A 17,409-nucleotide genomic window follows, 5' to 3' on the forward strand; every position below is an offset into this window, starting at 1 on the left:
GCCGTACGATGACCATTCGTCACCATACAGCTTCATTTGTTCGAATTTCGATCTGGCTAAGCGCCTTCTTCTTCAACCAACAGTTCCAGCTTAATCACATTCACTCGGGAAATCCGCTTATGCTCTGTCTCTTGAATGACAAATACATAACCTCCATACTCAACCGATTGACCGACCTCAGGTGGAATGGCATCCACTCTGGAGTATAGCCAACCTCCGATGGTATCGTAATCGGCACGGTCCATCTCCAGTCCGAATCGTTCACTGACTTCTTCAATCAGCATCATGCCATCAATGGAGTATTCCATCTCATCCACTTGCTCAATGGCAGGACGCTCCTGGTCGAATTCATCCTGAATCTCGCCTACGATCTCTTCCATGATATCTTCAAGTGTGACAAGCCCGGAGGTTCCCCCGTATTCATCAATCAGAATCGCAATCTGCGTTTTACTACGCTGCATACGCTTAAGCAGATCACTGATCAGGGTGGTATCTGGTACAGCCAGGATAGGCCGGATCACGGAGATGGTATCCGTAAGTTGGGATCGCATCAGATCCTTAATGTGAATAAAGCCGATAATATGATCCTTGTCTCCGTTATATACCGGATACCTTGTTCGCATACTCTCACTGGCAATCTCCAGATTTTCCAGCATGGACTGATTGGCATTCAGACAGATCATTTCCGTCCTCGGAATCATAATTTCACGGGCGGTTGTATCCGTAAAATCAAATATATTATCAACAAGTGCTAATTCAGTATTATCAATTAAACCGCTCTTATTGCTTTCTTTCATGAGAATACGTAATTCATCTTCACTATGCGCGTCGTCCATCTCGGAAGCGGGTGCCATTCGGAAAAGTCTCAACAAGCCATTAGCCATACCGTTTAGTGCCCATATGAATGGATACATTAACTTGTAGAAGAACGTTAGCAAGGCTGCAGACCACAGCGTGATCGTTTCAGACTTTCGAATCGCCATCGTCTTGGGAGCTAGTTCCCCCAGTACAATATGCAGGATTGTAATAATTACAAATGCAATGGCAATAGAGATTCCATGAACGTAGACGGGTCCTAGTCCAAATGCGGTAAACATGGGCTCTAACAAGTGTGCAATTGCGGGTTCTCCCAACCATCCAAGTCCCAGTGAAGCGAGCGTTATACCTAATTGGCAAGCTGATAGATATGCATCCATATTACGTATGATATTGGAAGCATATATTGCATTTTTGTTGCCTGTTTCCACCAAAGTCTCAATCCGGCTTCCACGAACTTTCACCATCGCGAATTCCGCCGACACAAAGAAACCATTCATCAATACAAGTAAACCAATTAATACTAAATTTAAAATACTCGGTAAGGGGTCACTCAAATTTTCATCCTATTCGCCGTCATTCTTCGGCAAATAGGTCCACCTCCTTCGAAAATGTAGGATATTAGCCATTCTGCCGTTCATATGCAATTTCAACTTCCCAATGCTTCCACCTCCACCTTGTTCTGTCGAATAACAAAGATATGCTTCTTTTATTATATAATTCTACACTACACAGTCAATCCGTGTCCTATGACAACGAAATGGCACAATCGCCTTTTTTCTTTAACAAAAGTAATGATTACGCTGTTTTTTTTAACATTTCACATACAATCATCTAACCAAACCAAAGAGAGCACCCTCGCTCATGCTTCCGCATGGCTGGATACTCTCTTTTACAATACTGTTCTTTCCCCAGATTCTATCCACTAATTACGATGTAGACTCAATCTCCACTATGGTCTCAGAAGCGGGCTTCCAGCGCCATTTGGCCTGTTCCCCGCTTGCATTATGCAATCCACCGATCCAGAATTCATCCTGCTTGAGCAGTGTCCAATCGACTTCTCCATTCAATACCTGAATTCCGAGTTCCGTTAGCGACAGGACTCCATCCCGGAATGTTTCATCATGCTGCTTGAAATTAGGGAAAGTTGTTGCTCCAATCATATGAAGCAGAGCATGAGGTCCTTCTGTCATCCGCCTCAAATGTGCCCAGTATTCAAGATCACCCATCCCAAGAATATGCAGCTTCTCCCCTACCTCGCGAAACAAAGGATATGGACGATCTACTCCCGCTCTAACGGTCTCCAAGGTCGTCTGTTCAATGACTCCAAGGCCATTGGATACCGACGGTACACGGGACAAATGCGCCTTAAAGGCAGCTTTTGCGAAGGGTAGCGCAGAAGTATCTGCCAGTAAATAATCCAGATGATGCCGTATATCCGTTGACGTATAGGCTTCCCAGAACTGTGCACCTGCTTGTAGCTCCTTTTTCTCAATCAGATGCCAACTCCCGGACAACCGTTCGATCTGCGAGGAAGTAAGCTGACCCAATCCCCTAAAGTGCTCAATCTCTGGATACGAGTCAATACAGAGCAGATTCAGCTTCGTATTCTGGAGCGCTTGTCCGTTGAAATAATGTAACAGGTAAGATAACATCGTCTGGTCATAGAGATCGTATTCAAACCATAGGACAATCTCTTTATATTGTTGAAACGAATGCAACCTGCGTTCTAGCTCCTCAATCTGCAAGTATTCCGTCTGTGGAATGCCTAATTGCCGTTCCAATACGGATGCCCGATTCTTCCGCTCTTCTGCATCTCCCATATCTTGGACTACCGGTCCAAACGTATATAATTCTCTCCATACGAGGATATCCCCCTCGATCCCACTCTCTCTTAAACGATTGGCAGCGTGGTCCCCATTCATAATGTGTAACAATCCTTTTCCTCCTTCATATAAATCATTGAACATCGAGGCAAGATCTCTCACAGGCATAGAGCGCTTGAGTTTGGATCGGGCATCGAACAGTCTTTTCTTTAATGCAGGTACGTTGACTCCGAGGAAATCCGATATTTCCTTGAGCGAGTATCCTTCCAAATAAAACAGTTTAACAGCTATCCGCATCGATGATGGAAGTATTGCAATAGAATCACGCAGCGTACGATTCATTTCGTTTTGCACCGCTTGTTTTTCCGGATTATGCGCCTGATCCTCTTCCTGGAAAACATGCTCCAACTCCTGAACGGGAATCATGGTATGCTGCTTGCGTCGTAGCCAGCGATAACATTGCCTCTCTACGATTACCTTGAACCACCCCGGGAAGGCCTCTGGGTCCTCCAGTTTGGACAGATTGCCAAAGGCCTCCGTAAAGGCCTCCTGCACAACATCTTCTGCCCAGAATGGTTCCCCCAGCCGGTGATGGGCTACAGTAAGAGCCATTCCGCGATATTGCGCCATCAGTTGCGCATAAGCTTCGGGTTCGCCCTTCATTGCTCCTTCAATCCATGACTTCAATGCTATGGACTCCCTTCATATAGGCATGTTGCTTGTTCTGTTCATATATAAGTGCCATCTTTTTATCAAAAGGTTACGTCTGACTCAATTATTTTTGTAACGATTTCGCTTAAATGCTTATGTAAAAAGCTGTCCCGTCCGCGGATCATCTCCACATTCGGGACAGCATAATATATCAGGATGTGTTAGACATATCCAATCAATTGAAACGAAGAACCACCAATTAGAATCTGCTCGGAGCTTGTGGGTAATTGCCTACCACGCCCGGATATTGATACAACAATGGCTCATCAAATGTAGCATAGTCGAAATTGACCATCAACAGCATGATCCGTCTTCCAGTCTTCGGGTCGCTGATAATAATATGGTCACGGCCCGCTGCCTCAATAATACCTTGGAATATGCGAGCATTCCATTCTTTGTTGCCTTCATATGTCATGTAGAACGTGCCGTACTTCCCGAGATTCAGACGCAGAATATTTTCAATGTACGATTGCTCAAATTGAGGAGCCGTTGTCGTAACCACAGCACCCGAGGGAGTCATTGGACTTCCGCTGGATACGAGTGGCGGTACACTAGTTGAGCTAGGGGATACCATTCCTGGCGTTGGTGACATGCTAGGCATGCCGTTACCAATTTTGTAAGATGTACCTTGAACCTGAGAGTTGGCTTGTTGACCCAACACAGAATTCGCTTGCTGGCCCAATACGGAATTCGCTTGCTGACCCATAGTTTGAGTCGTAGGTTGATACGGTTGATTAATCATAGTGATTCCTCCCCAAATTTAATAGACTTCCGGACAGTCGTCGCCTGTCGGACTGAAGAAACAATGTGCTTTGAAACGTCCTGTATTTTGCTGGTTATACCACGTATCCGGACAGTCGCCCACAGGTCGGAAAAACCACAACGAATTGCTGGCTGGCCAAAACCGTTCTCCATTAATTACACGTTGTGCCAGACGAATCTCGGATTGTCTCGCCCGTTGGTAGAAGTAACCCTTCTGTGTTGACTCGAAGCCTCCGGGGTTCTGAAATACCATGCGGTTGATGTCACGAATATCTTTGAAGTCCAGACAATCCACCAGCACCCGGTTCACACCTACATTACCTACAAGCAGCATGCCTTGTTCGCCGTCACCTTCAGCCTCCGCCCTCAGCAGCCTAGCCAGCAGCTTGACGTCCTCTGAGTTGGCTTTAATAACAGCCATAGTCTGTTTCCTCCTTTGTTTCAGCTGTTCATCACCGTACATCGTATTGTGCAGGAGCCCATTCGGTGACACGATTCCATCTTTTTTCCATAAAAAAAAGCCCGGAACCCCACCCAAGGTGAAGTCCCGAAGCAATTCGTTTCTTATAATACTCGCCGGTTTAAGGCTTGGCTTCAATCCAATAATCATAGGCATGTACAATGTTGCCTTGGTAAGCCTGATGCTCAGCCAGCAGATCCGGAAGCTTGGCGAGCTGAAGTTCCATTTCCGCCGCCCCTTTCTCATAAAAAGAAATATGCTGACCTTCATAGTTCTGCTTCATTTCTACCGAAATCATTAACCTTTTGCCCAGACGATCTGCAATCTCCATCTCCTGACTCACAACAGCAGCAATGCCATTGGACCCTTCTGCCTGATTACGGAATGCCATCATCGACACATGATCAAGTGTATCAATCATAAACTCTGTCACAGACATGTCTTTTCCCGGCAACGGGAAGGTATCCAGCCATACAGCAAGGTCTGCACTTGTTTCGAGATCACTGTCCTTCTTCGTTTCTTCCTGGAAAAATGTAATGTTGGCTGCCCATTCGGTCAACAGGGTGTCCCGATTATTCTCCCATTCCGGCAAAGTGTAAGGTTCAATATCCAGATGGATACCTTCAAATCGTTCATCCGGCTCTGATTCCGCATTATAGTTTTTCACATAATCAATCAGGCGCTGAATGCGTGGACGGTTTTCCTTTTTGCCCCAGATCGGATGTCCGCCCATGGCATGGATTTCAATGCCCTGTGCATTGGCCCGTTTTACAAAACTGCGGTAACTCGAATACGGTTGATCCAGATCTAAACGAACATACAACCAGTTAATATTTTGCGCTCTGGCAAACTCTAGTATGTGCTCTCCCCCGTCATTCGTCACCTGAGAGGCCTCCCAGATATACGTCCCCCGAATCTCGGGCTGATTGGCTGGAATCTCCGGTAATGGCAGTTCTGACGGCTCCAGTTGTCCCCAGTATACGATGTCATGTACAGCAGAACCGGCGTATGAAGTATGTTCACTGAATGCGGAGGCAACTTCTTCAATAACGCTTTCCAGCTGCGCTGCACCTTTACCGGCAAAAGTCGTGAATTCCTCGCCAGGCATTGGTTTGGTGTTCAACCCAACCGTGACACTCACATTGCTGGCGTCGGCCCAGTTCATTTCCTGTTCAATTAAACGTATGATACCGTTGTTTCCTTGTGCGTTATCACGGTAAGCGAGTAAAGTGACATGATCCACTTGTTCGATGAACCAACGTGACAATGGTTCGTTATCTGCATCCTCCGAAACTCTATTCCCTGTGATAGTATAGGAATCCAGCCAAAATGGCAGGTCCATATTCACGGCAACCGCGCCATTCTGTCTCACTTGCTCAAATAACAGATTCATATTGGCCACCCAGGATTGTACCAGTGGCTTGGCATCTTCTTGCCAAGCTGATAACACATAGGGCTTGATATCCAGATGTATGGCATCAAATTGCTCGTTGGGCTCAGCAGCCTGATTGTAGTCACTTACCCAGGACGCTAATCTGAGCATGGGGCCTTCACGGCCACTGACTGCCCAGGATGGATCGCCTCCTAGCGCTTCAACCGTGATATCTGCACGGCTGGCTTTGGCTATAAACGTCTGGTATACCTCCTTGGACAGCGTCATGTCTACATTTACGTATAGCCTGTTTATCTTATGTCTAGCTGCATTGGCCAACAGCTCATCTCCGTTGCTAACAGACTGTGCCTGCCATACCCAGGCCGCCCGTATATCCGCGCCGTCAGCTTCAGCAGGTGACTCATTCCCTATCATTATCATCCCTCCGATCAGCAGTAACAGCCAAAATACCTTCCGGGATTGTTTCCCGAACATATACTCCCTCCATTCCTCTACGGTTGTAAAATCACATTTATTATAGCAACCGAGTTATCAAAAACAAATAAGCCCAAGTGCTTAACTTGGGCTTATTACTCTTAAGTTGGTATAGTGGCGGGCTCGCCCGGATCGATCCCGGTTCTAGTCCTCATATATCATTTTTCGGGTCATGCCTCCATCAATAATGAGGTTGGTCCCTGTGACAAAGGTATTGCTTGGATCAGATAAATATAGACAAGCACGGGAGATATCCGAAGGAACACCCACTCGACCGGATGGATGCTGTTCATGATCCTCCTTCTTCAATTTCTCCACGTCACCCGTTTCAATCCATCCCGGACTGATACAATTGACCCGAATTTGGTCTTTACCCAGTGAGACCGCCAGCGCATGCGTTAGAGCTACTATCGCTCCTTTGGATGCGGCATAAGCTTCGGTATCCGGCTCAGACATCAGTGCACGTGTAGAAGCCATGTTGATAATGGCACCCCCGTGCTCATTGCTTTTCATATGTTTGGCTGCTTCCCGACTTGCCAAAAAGCAACTTCTCACATTCGTATTGAGTACATCGTCCCATTCTTCCAGCGTTAGCTCATAGGGGGACTTCCATTTGGCGAGTCCTGCATTATTCACCAACACATCAATTTGATTGAACTCTTCCACGGTTGTGCGAAAAAGGTTCGTAATGTCCCGCTCACTTCGAACATCACATTGGACAAAAATGGCTTCTCCACCTTCATTACGAATGGAAGCCGCAGCTGCCGCACCCTCCGCTTCCTGGTAGTCAGCAAGTACAACTTTGGCACCGGCGACCGCGTAAGCCTCAGCCACACTCCGTCCAATTCCCTGTGCCGCACCGGTTACAACAACAACCTGGTCTGTAAATGACATGTTCATTGCCTCCTCTATGGTAATGATCCTTTGATCATAATCTCAGTATGCCTCTTCTTATATAAATACACGTTAAAGCCATTAAGAAACGCTTGTCCAGCAAATAATCAAAAAAAGCTCACGCCATCCAGGCGCAAGCTGCTTAGTTTAACCCCGTAGGCGTTCGGAATACACACGATTATATCGGTCGAAGCCTACATAACGCGTTCCTTTGAACGAGAGCCGTCCTTCGTCTCCCTCAGCACACAAACCATACTCTTCGCCATTAACTTTGAATTCGAGTCGATCTCCACTCTCCACTTCAAAGGTGACGTAGTATAACGTTCGTGCTGTACTGCCTGGTTCAGATTGCGTCTGGCTCAACTTCATCCGTCTGCTGGTGATTCGTGAAGGCACGGTCAACAACGGCTCCGAGTTGTTGCGTCCCCACCTCCATACCTCTTTTCCCATCGACAGAAGGACTATACCTAAAATCAGAACAAATACAACCGGAAAGACGGTTCCAAACAAATCAAACATCCAGGATGATTCAATGCCCATGTCTCTCCCTCCGTTCATACAACTTAGGACAGCCGGAGTCTTGACCCGTCTCCTGTAATGTATATGCGGACGGACACGGAACTTGTTAACCCGATTAAATATTTGAACAATTAAATCAAAGAAGGAGTGAATGAATAGGTATGCTTCATTGAAGAACTCTTGTCCGCTACCTGCTACCGAAACAGGGCTAATATTATTTTTTGGTCTTCAAATCTAATTAATATGTACAACATCAGCCCCAACGGAGATAACAGCCTGAGTAAAGCACTGAGATCTCCGTTCAAGCACACCAATGTTACATTGGGGATGCCTATTTAATAAAGCAAAGTACACTTAGCCAGGGCTGATAACGGACTCATGCTAATTGTGTGATCACAAGATGTGCCGATACAGGTCTTGTTCCGCCCGCAAGTGGCGTAATTGTTAACGCAGTAGAATTACCAGCCGGGTTTCGAACGGTCAGAATAGAATTAATCACGGTTGTCTGTACCAAGGCCATACCCACAATCTGAGACGTACCCGTAGCTCGCCCAACTACTGTAGGGGCCAAATCTGCCCCATTGAGGGTCAAGATTAATTGACCCGCTTCATTGATGCTCACTTGGAACAAAATCTGATACGTACCAATGGCTGCCAGATTGAATGAACTAGGCCCCGTGCGGGCGATAGTTGTTCCACTTGTTGGCCCATCCTGAGGAAAGCTTACATCCGTACCGGGAGCAACCGTTGCAGCATTATCAGGTGGCATCAGTGCGAAAAAGTCAGCGAATCCCAGCACGCTTCCGGCTGCTCCGGTCGCTCCTGTAGATCCTGTTGCCCCAGCGGGACCAGCTACTCCTGTCGCGCCCACTGCTCCAGCAGGGCCTACCGCTCCTGTTGCACCAGCTGTGCCTGCAGCTCCAGCAGGGCCTGTTGCTCCTGTTGCACCGGCTGGTCCTGCCGGGCCTACTGCTCCAGCAGGGCCTGCCACTCCTGCTGCACCGGCTGTGCCTGCCGGGCCCGTTGCTCCTGTCGCACCCGTCGGCCCAACAGCTCCAGGGGGACCAGGAAAACCTTGAGCTCCAATTGCACCGGCAGGCCCAGGATTACCTTGCGGACCCTGTGGCCCTACAGCCCCTGCTTCTCCCGGAATGCCCTGGGCTCCCATGGGGCCAGCAGGTCCGACCGGACCTTGAGAGCCTACGGCTCCAGCAGGACCAGGCTGTCCCTGAGGTCCTTGTGGTCCAGGCGGCCCTCCCGCTGGTCCTTGAGCTCCAGGTGGCCCTTCTACCCCTTGTTTACCTGGAATACCCTGTACACCCTGCACGCCTTGTATCCCTTGCGGTCCTGTTGGACCAACGACAGTAGGGGTAGATATATTCACTTCTGGAGGCGGACATTTTACGTGAACGAACTTCTTAACCACTTTCAATCGGCGTTCTTTTCTTTTAAGTTTACACGGATATAATGTTGCCTTTTTTCTCTTCATTCGTTTCTTCACTTCTGAATGACTCACCGTGTGGACACCTCCCTATGGACATAGTTTAACGTACGTATGTAGATAAATAGATGCGTGGACGAACAACCAATTAATTAAAAAGCTAAGCCTGATTTACAAGAAAAACTATAAATTCCGTAGCAACTGCCCATACTTTTTATCTATATTTCATAACCAGCGATTAAAACGAACTTGTTTACGTAGGGAGATTTGTTCACAGAAAAACTCATGCCAATTGGGCATGAGTTTCATATTTTGACCATGCAGAATTTTCGAATAATGCCGATTCGTTCGTTCAAAGTAAAAATACCTGTCCCTTGAGCGGGCCTTCTTAAGTCTTCTTCGGATGTACGACGATATATGAGTTCTGACAAAAGGGCAACCATGACCTCCATACCGTGTTGAGTTCATTGATGCTGATTTTTCGGTTGTAATACTCTTCATCACAATTAACCTTGTGATCTAACGATTCTGCCAAGTAAAAATGCGTTTCATCATAACCAACAACGGGAACAAAATGCAAGTAACGTTGTTTGGCATGTACTTTAATAAATAAAATAACAGGCACCCCTTGGCTGATCTGTTGCTTCAACGTATTCACATTACCACGTAAGTACATTGCCTTGTATCCTAGCTTTCTGAAAAAAACAACAACCGCTTTCGGATATACGGTTCCATCCAGTAATTTGCGAGGATAGGATTCATAAAGCTTAGTTCCGTTGGACTCCAAACCGAAATGTCTTAAGACGAACGCACTGGAAAATGCAGCACATTCATTATTCTTTTGCATATCCAGTTGATTGGAAGATTGAATGTAATATGTACTTGGCACATTGATGCTGTTGATGCGATCTTTCTTGGGAAAACTGAAATAGATAGATATCACCCAGAGGATGATCAACCAAAGTAATCCATTGAGAAACAATCCGTGCCCTCCTTCGCTTAGCAGACGATATACTCTACCGTTTAAGTATCCCATTCACCAGATAACAGACTATAAGTCAATATATTCTCGTAATGATCGTAAACCCATTGAGCTTCTCGCGATATACCCTCATTAGTAAATCCGATTTTCTCAGGTATGGCTCTGCTTTTAAAATTGTTTTCTGCACATTGAATGATTACACGATTTAACTTCAACTCGTTGAAGAGATATTGAAGCAATTGTTCTATCGATTTGGTAATAATTCCTTTACCTTGTGCTGACTCAGCTAAAAAATATCCAATGCTCGTTGCTCTATTGTTCCAATCAATATAGTGCAACCCTATCATCCCGACCAATTGTCCATTAAACCATATTCCGGAATCAAAACCGTTTCGCTCTTCATAATTACGTGTCCATAACTCTATTACAGAATCTAAATCTTGGGGCGATTGCCGTTTATCAACCCAGAGTAACCACGTTCTCAAGTGCTTTCTATTCTCATCTATTAATGCATACAACACATCTCGATCTTGAGATTCGATCAGCTTTAATACAATAGATTCATTTACTTGAAAAGGTAACATCTGTTCCTCCCACTCAATCTAACTATAAGGTTATTTTAGGTGTTCATTCCTCGCACCAGTTTTTTAGAACCCATTCTTTAATCTGTTCAGCTACTTCCTCTGCTGTAAGTTCTGCCGTTTCGATTTTTTGCATGGGTGGGTCAAATGCAGTTTCCGAATTCTGGAGTAGCCAATTTGCAAAATCCTTGTGATCTTCGATCGAGTTCTCATCCCACCCACGAGCTCTTAAACGCGTCTCGCGAGTAACGTCGTCACAATGCAAATTCATATATAGAATCTGATCGAATCGATCGATGTAGTCGGACGATGCAATGTTTTCCGGCACCATCGTTCCGCATAAAACGGTTCCTCGTCCACTTAGGGATATGCTATACGCAATCCTCAACCAATTCTCTTTGGCAATCTGCCAATCCACATTATTGATGATATCCATATCAAAGACGTCAATTTCGGGAAGCAGCTTGCGAACAAGCGAAGAGATCGTTGTTTTTCCTGTTCCACTTGCGCCTGTCACTATAAATAAAGGTATTTTGTTCATATAAGTTCCCCCGATAACTAAGTCCGCTTCTAAAGTTTCCTCGCTTTGATCACAAAAGTTACAGGTAACACCTTCACTCTTTTAAGGAGATTATCGCTATTATCATGTAATTGCATGATATCCTCATCGGATTCCTCGATCATGTGTTCAATGACAAATCCCGCTTTTGCCAACGAATTGATATAGGTTGATATTTGCCGATCCGCTAAAGTTAGTTCACCCTGAACAAAGTCAGGAGATACCGCATACCACGATTCATCAGAATATGGCTTATTGAAGACAAATCTATCGTTTTCTTCAACGACACATCTATGAATTGGATGAGACCAACTGAAAATAAAAATGCCATCTTTCTTTAAATAAGAAGCGATTCTGCTGAAAGTACCTTGAAGATCAGTAGTCCAACCGATGGCATAAATTGAATACACAGCGTCAAAATAATTCGTAGGAATTCCACATTCCTCTTCCATGGGTGAACATATCAATGTTGCCGAAATACCGTGTGTCCTCAAGTGTTGTTGTGTCTTTTCTATCTGTTTCTGTGATATATCCATACCCCACAGTTCACCAGCATTGTGATCCCCATGATACTGCAAGGATTGGCCATCTCCACAGCCCACCTCTAACATTTTTAATCCTGAGACATCCCCAAATAGTTGGTGTTTTTCTTCTGATATGAATGCTCCATAATGCGGAAGCACGATTGCTCTCAAATAGTCATTCCCTCTTGTATCCCAATAGAAGCTGTTTGTTTCATAAACACTGTTCTTGTTCATCTGTTAGCCTCCCATTTATACACTACATCCAGAACATCACTTGTTACCTTCGTTGAAATATGTAATCTCATGGCCATTAAGTAAGCTTTTAAAGCCGCTCTTGTAGTACGGCATGAGCTCATCTGCCTGTGTAATATCCAACCATGCCATCTCAGAGATTTCATCTGGTCTTGATATCCCTTCTCCCCCTCCGACAATTTCTGCTCTGAATGTGATAAAAATCGCATGTTCCTGTATTTCTTCAAATTTACACTCGTTGATTGCTACAATACCGTGCACGCTAACATCAAGTCCCGTTTCTTCTTGGGCTTCCCGGATTGCTGCTTGTTCCCATGATTCACCAGCTTCAACAGCTCCGCCAGGCAGCGACCAGCTTGAACGCCCTACATTCTTTACTGCAAGCACTTTAGACTTGGATGGGTTGGTCAGTAGTGAGTAAACTACATCGACTCGTTTCATTGATTGACTTCCTTTCCGGAAACATTAAATATTACTCTTATCACTGAACTCAATACAAAAAGGTTGCATCTCAGGGTTTAAACAAACCTCTATTCTTTCTCTGAAGTTTTTCCATTCGACTTTTAAAATGGCTTCTTCAATTGGAAAGAAACCAGAGTCTAAACTCTCCGATGATGTCGTTAATTCCCCACCTATTGGTTTGGCTAAAAATAATGTGTTACATATTGAATTTTCGATATTCTGAAAGATGCCGCAGAATTTGATAATTTCAATGTCGATGCCAGATTCTTCTTTCGTCTCTCTAATTGCTGCTTGACTAAGAGATTCTCCTTCCTCCACTTGACCACCCGGCATTTCCCATCCTCTTCGTGGGCCTCTAATAAGTAATAATTCATTTTTGACGTTGATCACGATTGCAGCGGCAGATACGATATGTTTTGGAGGGCTCATTTGTTTTACTCCTTCTATAGAGATTGATATACGTTGGAATATAATAATATAAAACCAAACTAAAAGAAGTTATATATCCCGTCTTCAAAATAATTGTATTCTTCATCCGTTATTCTTAACTTTCCATAACCGTTATAAAATATTTCTTTATCTCTTTCATTATCAAACGCATTAGGTTTCGGTCTAATGGCTAATGCTACATCATATCTTGGATCGCCATATGCCGCTCCTGCCCAGTCAATAACTCCAACAATATTGCAATCATTAACTAGCACATTATCTATAGTAAAATCTCCATGAATAAAAGTATTATCTATTGGTCTTGGCCGTGCTTCTTTCAACTGTTGAAGTCGTTCTGCTGAGCCGTCTACCGCAAAATGAGTTAGATTATACTCTGCTTTGCTAAGCATTGTATCTAACCAAGGACTGTCATTGCTCAATAATTCAACAGGACAAGAACATTCATGTATTTTCTTTAAACAACGCCCAAAGTTAAAAATCGCTTTTTCTTTACTTTCAAGGTCAGGCACTGTAGAGAGAAATTCTCTTAAACTTATTCCGTCAATATATTCCATCAGAAGCCATCTCGATGTCTCCTCCATATGAAACGAATATACCTTTGGAACAGGGAGCCCCGTGCGATAAAGGGATTGAAGCACCTGATATTCATCGGATAACCATTCATTATAGAGATCGTTTTCTGTCTTCTTGATGATGTACTTTTGGTCGCACGTATGTAGAATAGCCACAGTAGAAGTATGACCTTGCTTAGGAAAAGTGATTTTCTGAACTTTCCCTATATGTTCTTTTGTTTCAATGGGGAGATCCTGAATATTCATGGTTTCGTCCTTTCTGTTATTTCGTACCCTTTCTGATTGAGTGCACGTTGCATATCGCTCTAAAAGTACAAATCCCATCCCATAATAAAAGTAGCAAACAGGAAAGCAGATATGCCAGACATGATGTATACCGCCTTTTGCTTGTTTCTGTAACTTCTCTTCAGGAGTTTGTAGAACATCAAGACAAGGTACGCCGCTGCTAGAATCACATAAACCAGGTTTAAGATGAGATGTACGCGTAATGAAGAATAGGGGGCAAAGCCTAAGGCTCGCATGAACAATAGGGTCGTATTTAAAATCAATGCTAAACTGGCAATATTAATAGCAATATGATACTTATCAAAGCCTGTACCGGGTCTTTCCCAGTTTTTTAACTTGTATTTGGATAACCTAATAAAATAGCCAATTATCGCTCTCAAACTGAGCAGGATGGCTACTGCAAGCGCAATAAAAGATGCTTTGATCAAGTTTATCGTCAAGTTGGATACGGGCAAAAAGTCATTATAAGGAATGGAGACCTTCTCAATAGTCCCGTTACGCTCAACAACATTTGCAAAGTTACTAAGGTCAAATGTTGTATACTTCTGCAGACTTAACATCGAATATGCCTTCGTAAAACCGGAAACGACCCGTCGCGCAGGCAGATAATATCCTCCACTCTCAGATGTAACCGAATTTGTACTGAAGCTACTTCCAAACACTTTTTGGACAAGACCAACGCTATAAGCCATTTCATTTGACTGGTTTGTCATGACCACTAACCCAAATTTAGACTCCGGGTCAATAACAAATTTACTTGTAAATCCCGCCGTACTTCCAGCGTGTTCAAGTGCAGGCACCCAGTACTCCACTTCAAAGAAGCCATGTGCAATTCGAGGATTAGAAGTTCCATCATAATATAGACTTGGTGACAGCATCTCGTCTAACGTTTCCTTATTCGTGAATAATAAATTGCTATGATCCACCGGCATTAAAGCTGCGAGAAATTTAGCTGCATCCTCTGCTGTGCCAATGGCGGCCCCCGCAGGGTATAAGCTTATGTATGCTCTGTTCTTAGGGATGAGTTTCAGACTCGTAGTGTACCCTTGAATCTCATTTCTCTTTTTCAAGACGTTTAGATTATCATGCTGTGACGGGTGCATCGAAGTTTCTTTCATATTCAGCGGTTTAAATATATGTTCATTTACATATTTATAAAATAGTTGTCCGCTTTGCACTTCAACGATGTAAGCAGCCATAGCCGTACCATAGTTTGAATAAGCAACGACACTCCCAGGTTGATCAATCTGCCTTGGCTCAAATTTTTGTAAAGCTTCACCTAACTCCACAATATCACTCTCGGATGAATACCATAAATCGATCAATCTATCCTCCCACCCTGCGTTATGATGCATTAGGTTCCTTAGGGTGATGGGAGCATCGTATTCAAGCTTCTTAAGAAACCCTTCTGGTAAATATTCCTGAATATCGGTATCCAAATCAAGCTTCCCCTGCTCTACAAGTTGCATAACACTCGTCCAGACCAACAGTTTAGAGGTTGAACCCCATTCAAATACAGTAGAGGTGTCTGCCTGTCTCTTTTGCTCAAAATCTGCGTAACCATAGGCCTTATTCACAATCGTCTCACCGTTCTTGATAGCTACAACCGATACGGCAGCGGTTTTCTTTTGATTCGTGGCCACATATGAATCAATCGTTTCCTCTAGTGAAGATAACGCAATTCTGGAGGGTGTTGTCTCCACCTGCTCTACCTCAGCGCGCACAGATCCCGGACATGTCATTATGATGATTACAAGTACAAGAACAGAAGTGATTGCTTTATTAACATAGGAATATTTTTGATTAATCTTCATTCGCTACCCCCTTATTATCTACTATAGTTTTTGTGCCTTTACCACAAAGGCTACAGAGAGCAGATCCCATAATACTAGCTTACTTTCGCAAAGAGTTACTGAATACCCGGATTGATAAAAGTAACATGTTTCAAAAACAAGTCTGTCTTCTCTTCAGCAACACATTCAATTCCACATTTTGAGAAAATTACCTTAATTATTTCTATAATAACCCATGCTGCAATATTTGCGAAGTACATTTAAAAGCGCATACATTTCACTCCAAATAAAAAAATTTAGTTATAGAACGTATCACTTATATCTGGTTTTATTCGCAGAGATTGTGATCTTTTATAACAAGCTTCCTCCCTGTCGTGGGCAGCGGGAGAGGGTACGGAAATCGGATAATTCTAAACTTCTGGGTATACTACAGCAAGTCAATTTAACATCGATAAGGAGGATGAGCTTAATGAAAGAAGAATTGAATTACGGTACAGATTACAAGTTTATTCCTGTAACTTCAGTGGGAAGTGGTGTGGGGACTGAAATACGACCTGATTTATTTTGCTACACGATTCAAATTGTAAATATCTGTTTAGTAGGTAACCCGAAATCTGACGATTTCGTTTTAGTAGATGCCGGAATGCCAAAGTCAGCAAATGAAATAATTTCTGTCATTGAGGAACGTTTCGGTGCAAACAGCCGGCCCAAAGCAGTAATTTTGACCCATGGACACTTTGATCATGTAGGAGGGGTGATCGAACTCGTAGAACACTGGGGAGTTCCGGTTTATGCACATCCATTGGAGATCCCCTTCCTCACAGGGGTTAAAAGCTACCCGGAACCAGACCCTACGGTTGAAGGTGGTTTGGTAGCAAAGATGTCCCCAGCTTTTCCTAACGAACCAATAAACCTTGGAAGTCATGTACAAACGTTACCTCCGAACGGAACTGTACCCCATATGCCAGGATTTAGGTGGATTCATACCCCAGGACATTCTCCCGGTCATGTTTCGTTGTTTAGGGAAAGTGACGGAGCATTAATCGCAGGTGACGCCTTTGCTACTGTAAAACAAGAGTATATGTATAAAGTATTAAATCAGGAATTGGAGATAAGTGGACCCCCTCGCTATTTAACAACAGATTGGGAAGCTGCAAAGCAATCTGTTGTTAAACTTGAGAGTTTAAAGCCATTGGTTGCTGTAACTGGCCATGGACTACCGATGTCTGGTGAATTACTAACAACAAGTCTGAGAAAACTGGTTAATGAATTTGACCGTATTGCCATACCGGATTATGGAAAGTACGTAAACTAATTAAAAAAGCCCCCAGCAGGGGGCAAAACGTTGATATATCAGCCTTTTTTTGATCAGTTTTGATGACTAAGCGTACATCATATCCATAAACCCGCGAGTTACTTCTCCACCTTCGGCTGGTTCGGGCTGGTCTGCCTTTGCGTGTTCTGCCATGCAAGCCTTCACTGCTTCTTCTGTCGTACAACGATTGGCATCATCACATGTGTAGCATAATTGAAGCATATATCTGGTTAAATCATCCGCCTGCGTGAATTGAGTCTGACCGTTGGTTCTCATCTTCATCACTCCTTCTCTTGTTGAGTTAAATATATCACTTTCTAACAGCTTTATTTGTGATT

18 protein-coding genes are annotated in these 17,409 nt (G+C 44.0%); 1 reads left to right on the forward strand and 17 read right to left on the reverse strand.

Features of this window, described 5'->3' with window-relative positions; all coding sequences use genetic code 11:
- Nucleotides 1-56 precede the first annotated feature (56 nt).
- The 16 genes from MKZ12_RS17175 to MKZ12_RS17250 all read right to left on the reverse strand — a co-directional run bounded on the left by MKZ12_RS17175 (nucleotide 57) and on the right by MKZ12_RS17250 (nucleotide 15,777).
- Entirely contained in the window at nucleotides 57-1,373 is a 1,317-nt protein-coding gene (locus MKZ12_RS17175) for a hemolysin family protein (RefSeq protein ID WP_339234336.1), read from the reverse strand.
- A gap of 372 nt (nucleotides 1,374-1,745) precedes the next feature.
- Nucleotides 1,746-3,329, reverse strand: coding sequence for a sigma-70 family RNA polymerase sigma factor (locus MKZ12_RS17180; RefSeq protein ID WP_339255764.1), 1,584 nt, complete (start codon nucleotides 3,327-3,329; stop codon nucleotides 1,746-1,748).
- A 223-nt stretch (nucleotides 3,330-3,552) separates the two neighbouring features.
- Nucleotides 3,553-3,954 (reverse strand): spore coat protein GerQ, encoded by a 402-nt coding sequence (gene gerQ, locus MKZ12_RS17185; RefSeq protein ID WP_339243111.1) that lies wholly within the window; start codon nucleotides 3,952-3,954, stop codon nucleotides 3,553-3,555.
- A 159-nt stretch (nucleotides 3,955-4,113) separates the two neighbouring features.
- Nucleotides 4,114-4,536 (reverse strand): cell wall hydrolase, encoded by a 423-nt coding sequence (locus MKZ12_RS17190; RefSeq protein ID WP_278294688.1) that lies wholly within the window; start codon nucleotides 4,534-4,536, stop codon nucleotides 4,114-4,116.
- A 160-nt stretch (nucleotides 4,537-4,696) separates the two neighbouring features.
- Nucleotides 4,697-6,382 (reverse strand): hypothetical protein, encoded by a 1,686-nt coding sequence (locus MKZ12_RS17195; RefSeq protein WP_339255766.1) that lies wholly within the window; start codon nucleotides 6,380-6,382, stop codon nucleotides 4,697-4,699.
- 204 nt (nucleotides 6,383-6,586) lie between these two features.
- A complete protein-coding gene (locus MKZ12_RS17200) occupies nucleotides 6,587-7,336 on the reverse strand; it encodes a glucose 1-dehydrogenase (RefSeq protein ID WP_339234343.1) in 750 nt (249 codons plus the stop codon).
- Between the two features lie 147 nt (nucleotides 7,337-7,483).
- Complete coding sequence (locus MKZ12_RS17205; RefSeq protein ID WP_339255769.1) at nucleotides 7,484-7,876, reverse strand: DUF2500 domain-containing protein; 393 nt, start codon at nucleotides 7,874-7,876, stop codon at nucleotides 7,484-7,486.
- A 355-nt stretch (nucleotides 7,877-8,231) separates the two neighbouring features.
- Complete coding sequence (locus MKZ12_RS17210; protein ID WP_339255771.1) at nucleotides 8,232-9,371, reverse strand: collagen-like protein; 1,140 nt, start codon at nucleotides 9,369-9,371, stop codon at nucleotides 8,232-8,234.
- 313 nt (nucleotides 9,372-9,684) lie between these two features.
- Nucleotides 9,685-10,278 carry a C39 family peptidase gene (locus tag MKZ12_RS17215; protein WP_339255773.1) on the reverse strand — a complete coding sequence of 198 codons (594 nt, stop codon included), beginning with the start codon at nucleotides 10,276-10,278 and terminating at the stop codon, nucleotides 9,685-9,687.
- A 41-nt stretch (nucleotides 10,279-10,319) separates the two neighbouring features.
- Entirely contained in the window at nucleotides 10,320-10,862 is a 543-nt protein-coding gene (locus MKZ12_RS17220) for a GNAT family protein (protein ID WP_339255775.1), read from the reverse strand.
- A 43-nt stretch (nucleotides 10,863-10,905) separates the two neighbouring features.
- Nucleotides 10,906-11,400 carry an AAA family ATPase gene (locus MKZ12_RS17225; RefSeq protein ID WP_339255776.1) on the reverse strand — a complete coding sequence of 165 codons (495 nt, stop codon included), beginning with the start codon at nucleotides 11,398-11,400 and terminating at the stop codon, nucleotides 10,906-10,908.
- Between the two features lie 29 nt (nucleotides 11,401-11,429).
- Complete coding sequence (locus tag MKZ12_RS17230; RefSeq protein WP_339255778.1) at nucleotides 11,430-12,176, reverse strand: class I SAM-dependent methyltransferase; 747 nt, start codon at nucleotides 12,174-12,176, stop codon at nucleotides 11,430-11,432.
- Between the two features lie 36 nt (nucleotides 12,177-12,212).
- A complete protein-coding gene (locus tag MKZ12_RS17235) occupies nucleotides 12,213-12,635 on the reverse strand; it encodes an NUDIX hydrolase (protein WP_339255779.1) in 423 nt (140 codons plus the stop codon).
- Between the two features lie 24 nt (nucleotides 12,636-12,659).
- Entirely contained in the window at nucleotides 12,660-13,085 is a 426-nt protein-coding gene (locus MKZ12_RS17240; RefSeq protein WP_339255782.1) for an NUDIX hydrolase, read from the reverse strand.
- Between the two features lie 59 nt (nucleotides 13,086-13,144).
- On the reverse strand, nucleotides 13,145-13,924 hold the full coding sequence (locus MKZ12_RS17245; RefSeq protein ID WP_339255784.1) for a phosphotransferase: 780 nt from the start codon (nucleotides 13,922-13,924) through the stop codon (nucleotides 13,145-13,147).
- Between the two features lie 59 nt (nucleotides 13,925-13,983).
- Nucleotides 13,984-15,777 (reverse strand): serine hydrolase domain-containing protein, encoded by a 1,794-nt coding sequence (locus tag MKZ12_RS17250; protein ID WP_339255785.1) that lies wholly within the window; start codon nucleotides 15,775-15,777, stop codon nucleotides 13,984-13,986.
- 448 nt (nucleotides 15,778-16,225) lie between these two features.
- Here MKZ12_RS17250 and MKZ12_RS17255 point away from each other — a divergent pair, with 448 nt between their 5' ends.
- Nucleotides 16,226-17,071 carry an MBL fold metallo-hydrolase gene (locus tag MKZ12_RS17255; RefSeq protein ID WP_339255787.1) on the forward strand — a complete coding sequence of 282 codons (846 nt, stop codon included), beginning with the start codon at nucleotides 16,226-16,228 and terminating at the stop codon, nucleotides 17,069-17,071.
- Between the two features lie 66 nt (nucleotides 17,072-17,137).
- Here the strand turns inward: MKZ12_RS17255 and MKZ12_RS17260 are convergent, their stop codons facing one another.
- Nucleotides 17,138-17,347 (reverse strand): hypothetical protein, encoded by a 210-nt coding sequence (locus tag MKZ12_RS17260; protein ID WP_339234377.1) that lies wholly within the window; start codon nucleotides 17,345-17,347, stop codon nucleotides 17,138-17,140.
- Between the last annotated feature and the right edge of the window lie 62 nt (nucleotides 17,348-17,409).

The organism is Paenibacillus sp. FSL R5-0713 (assembly GCF_037973325.1).
Lineage (GTDB): Bacteria > Bacillota > Bacilli > Paenibacillales > Paenibacillaceae > Paenibacillus.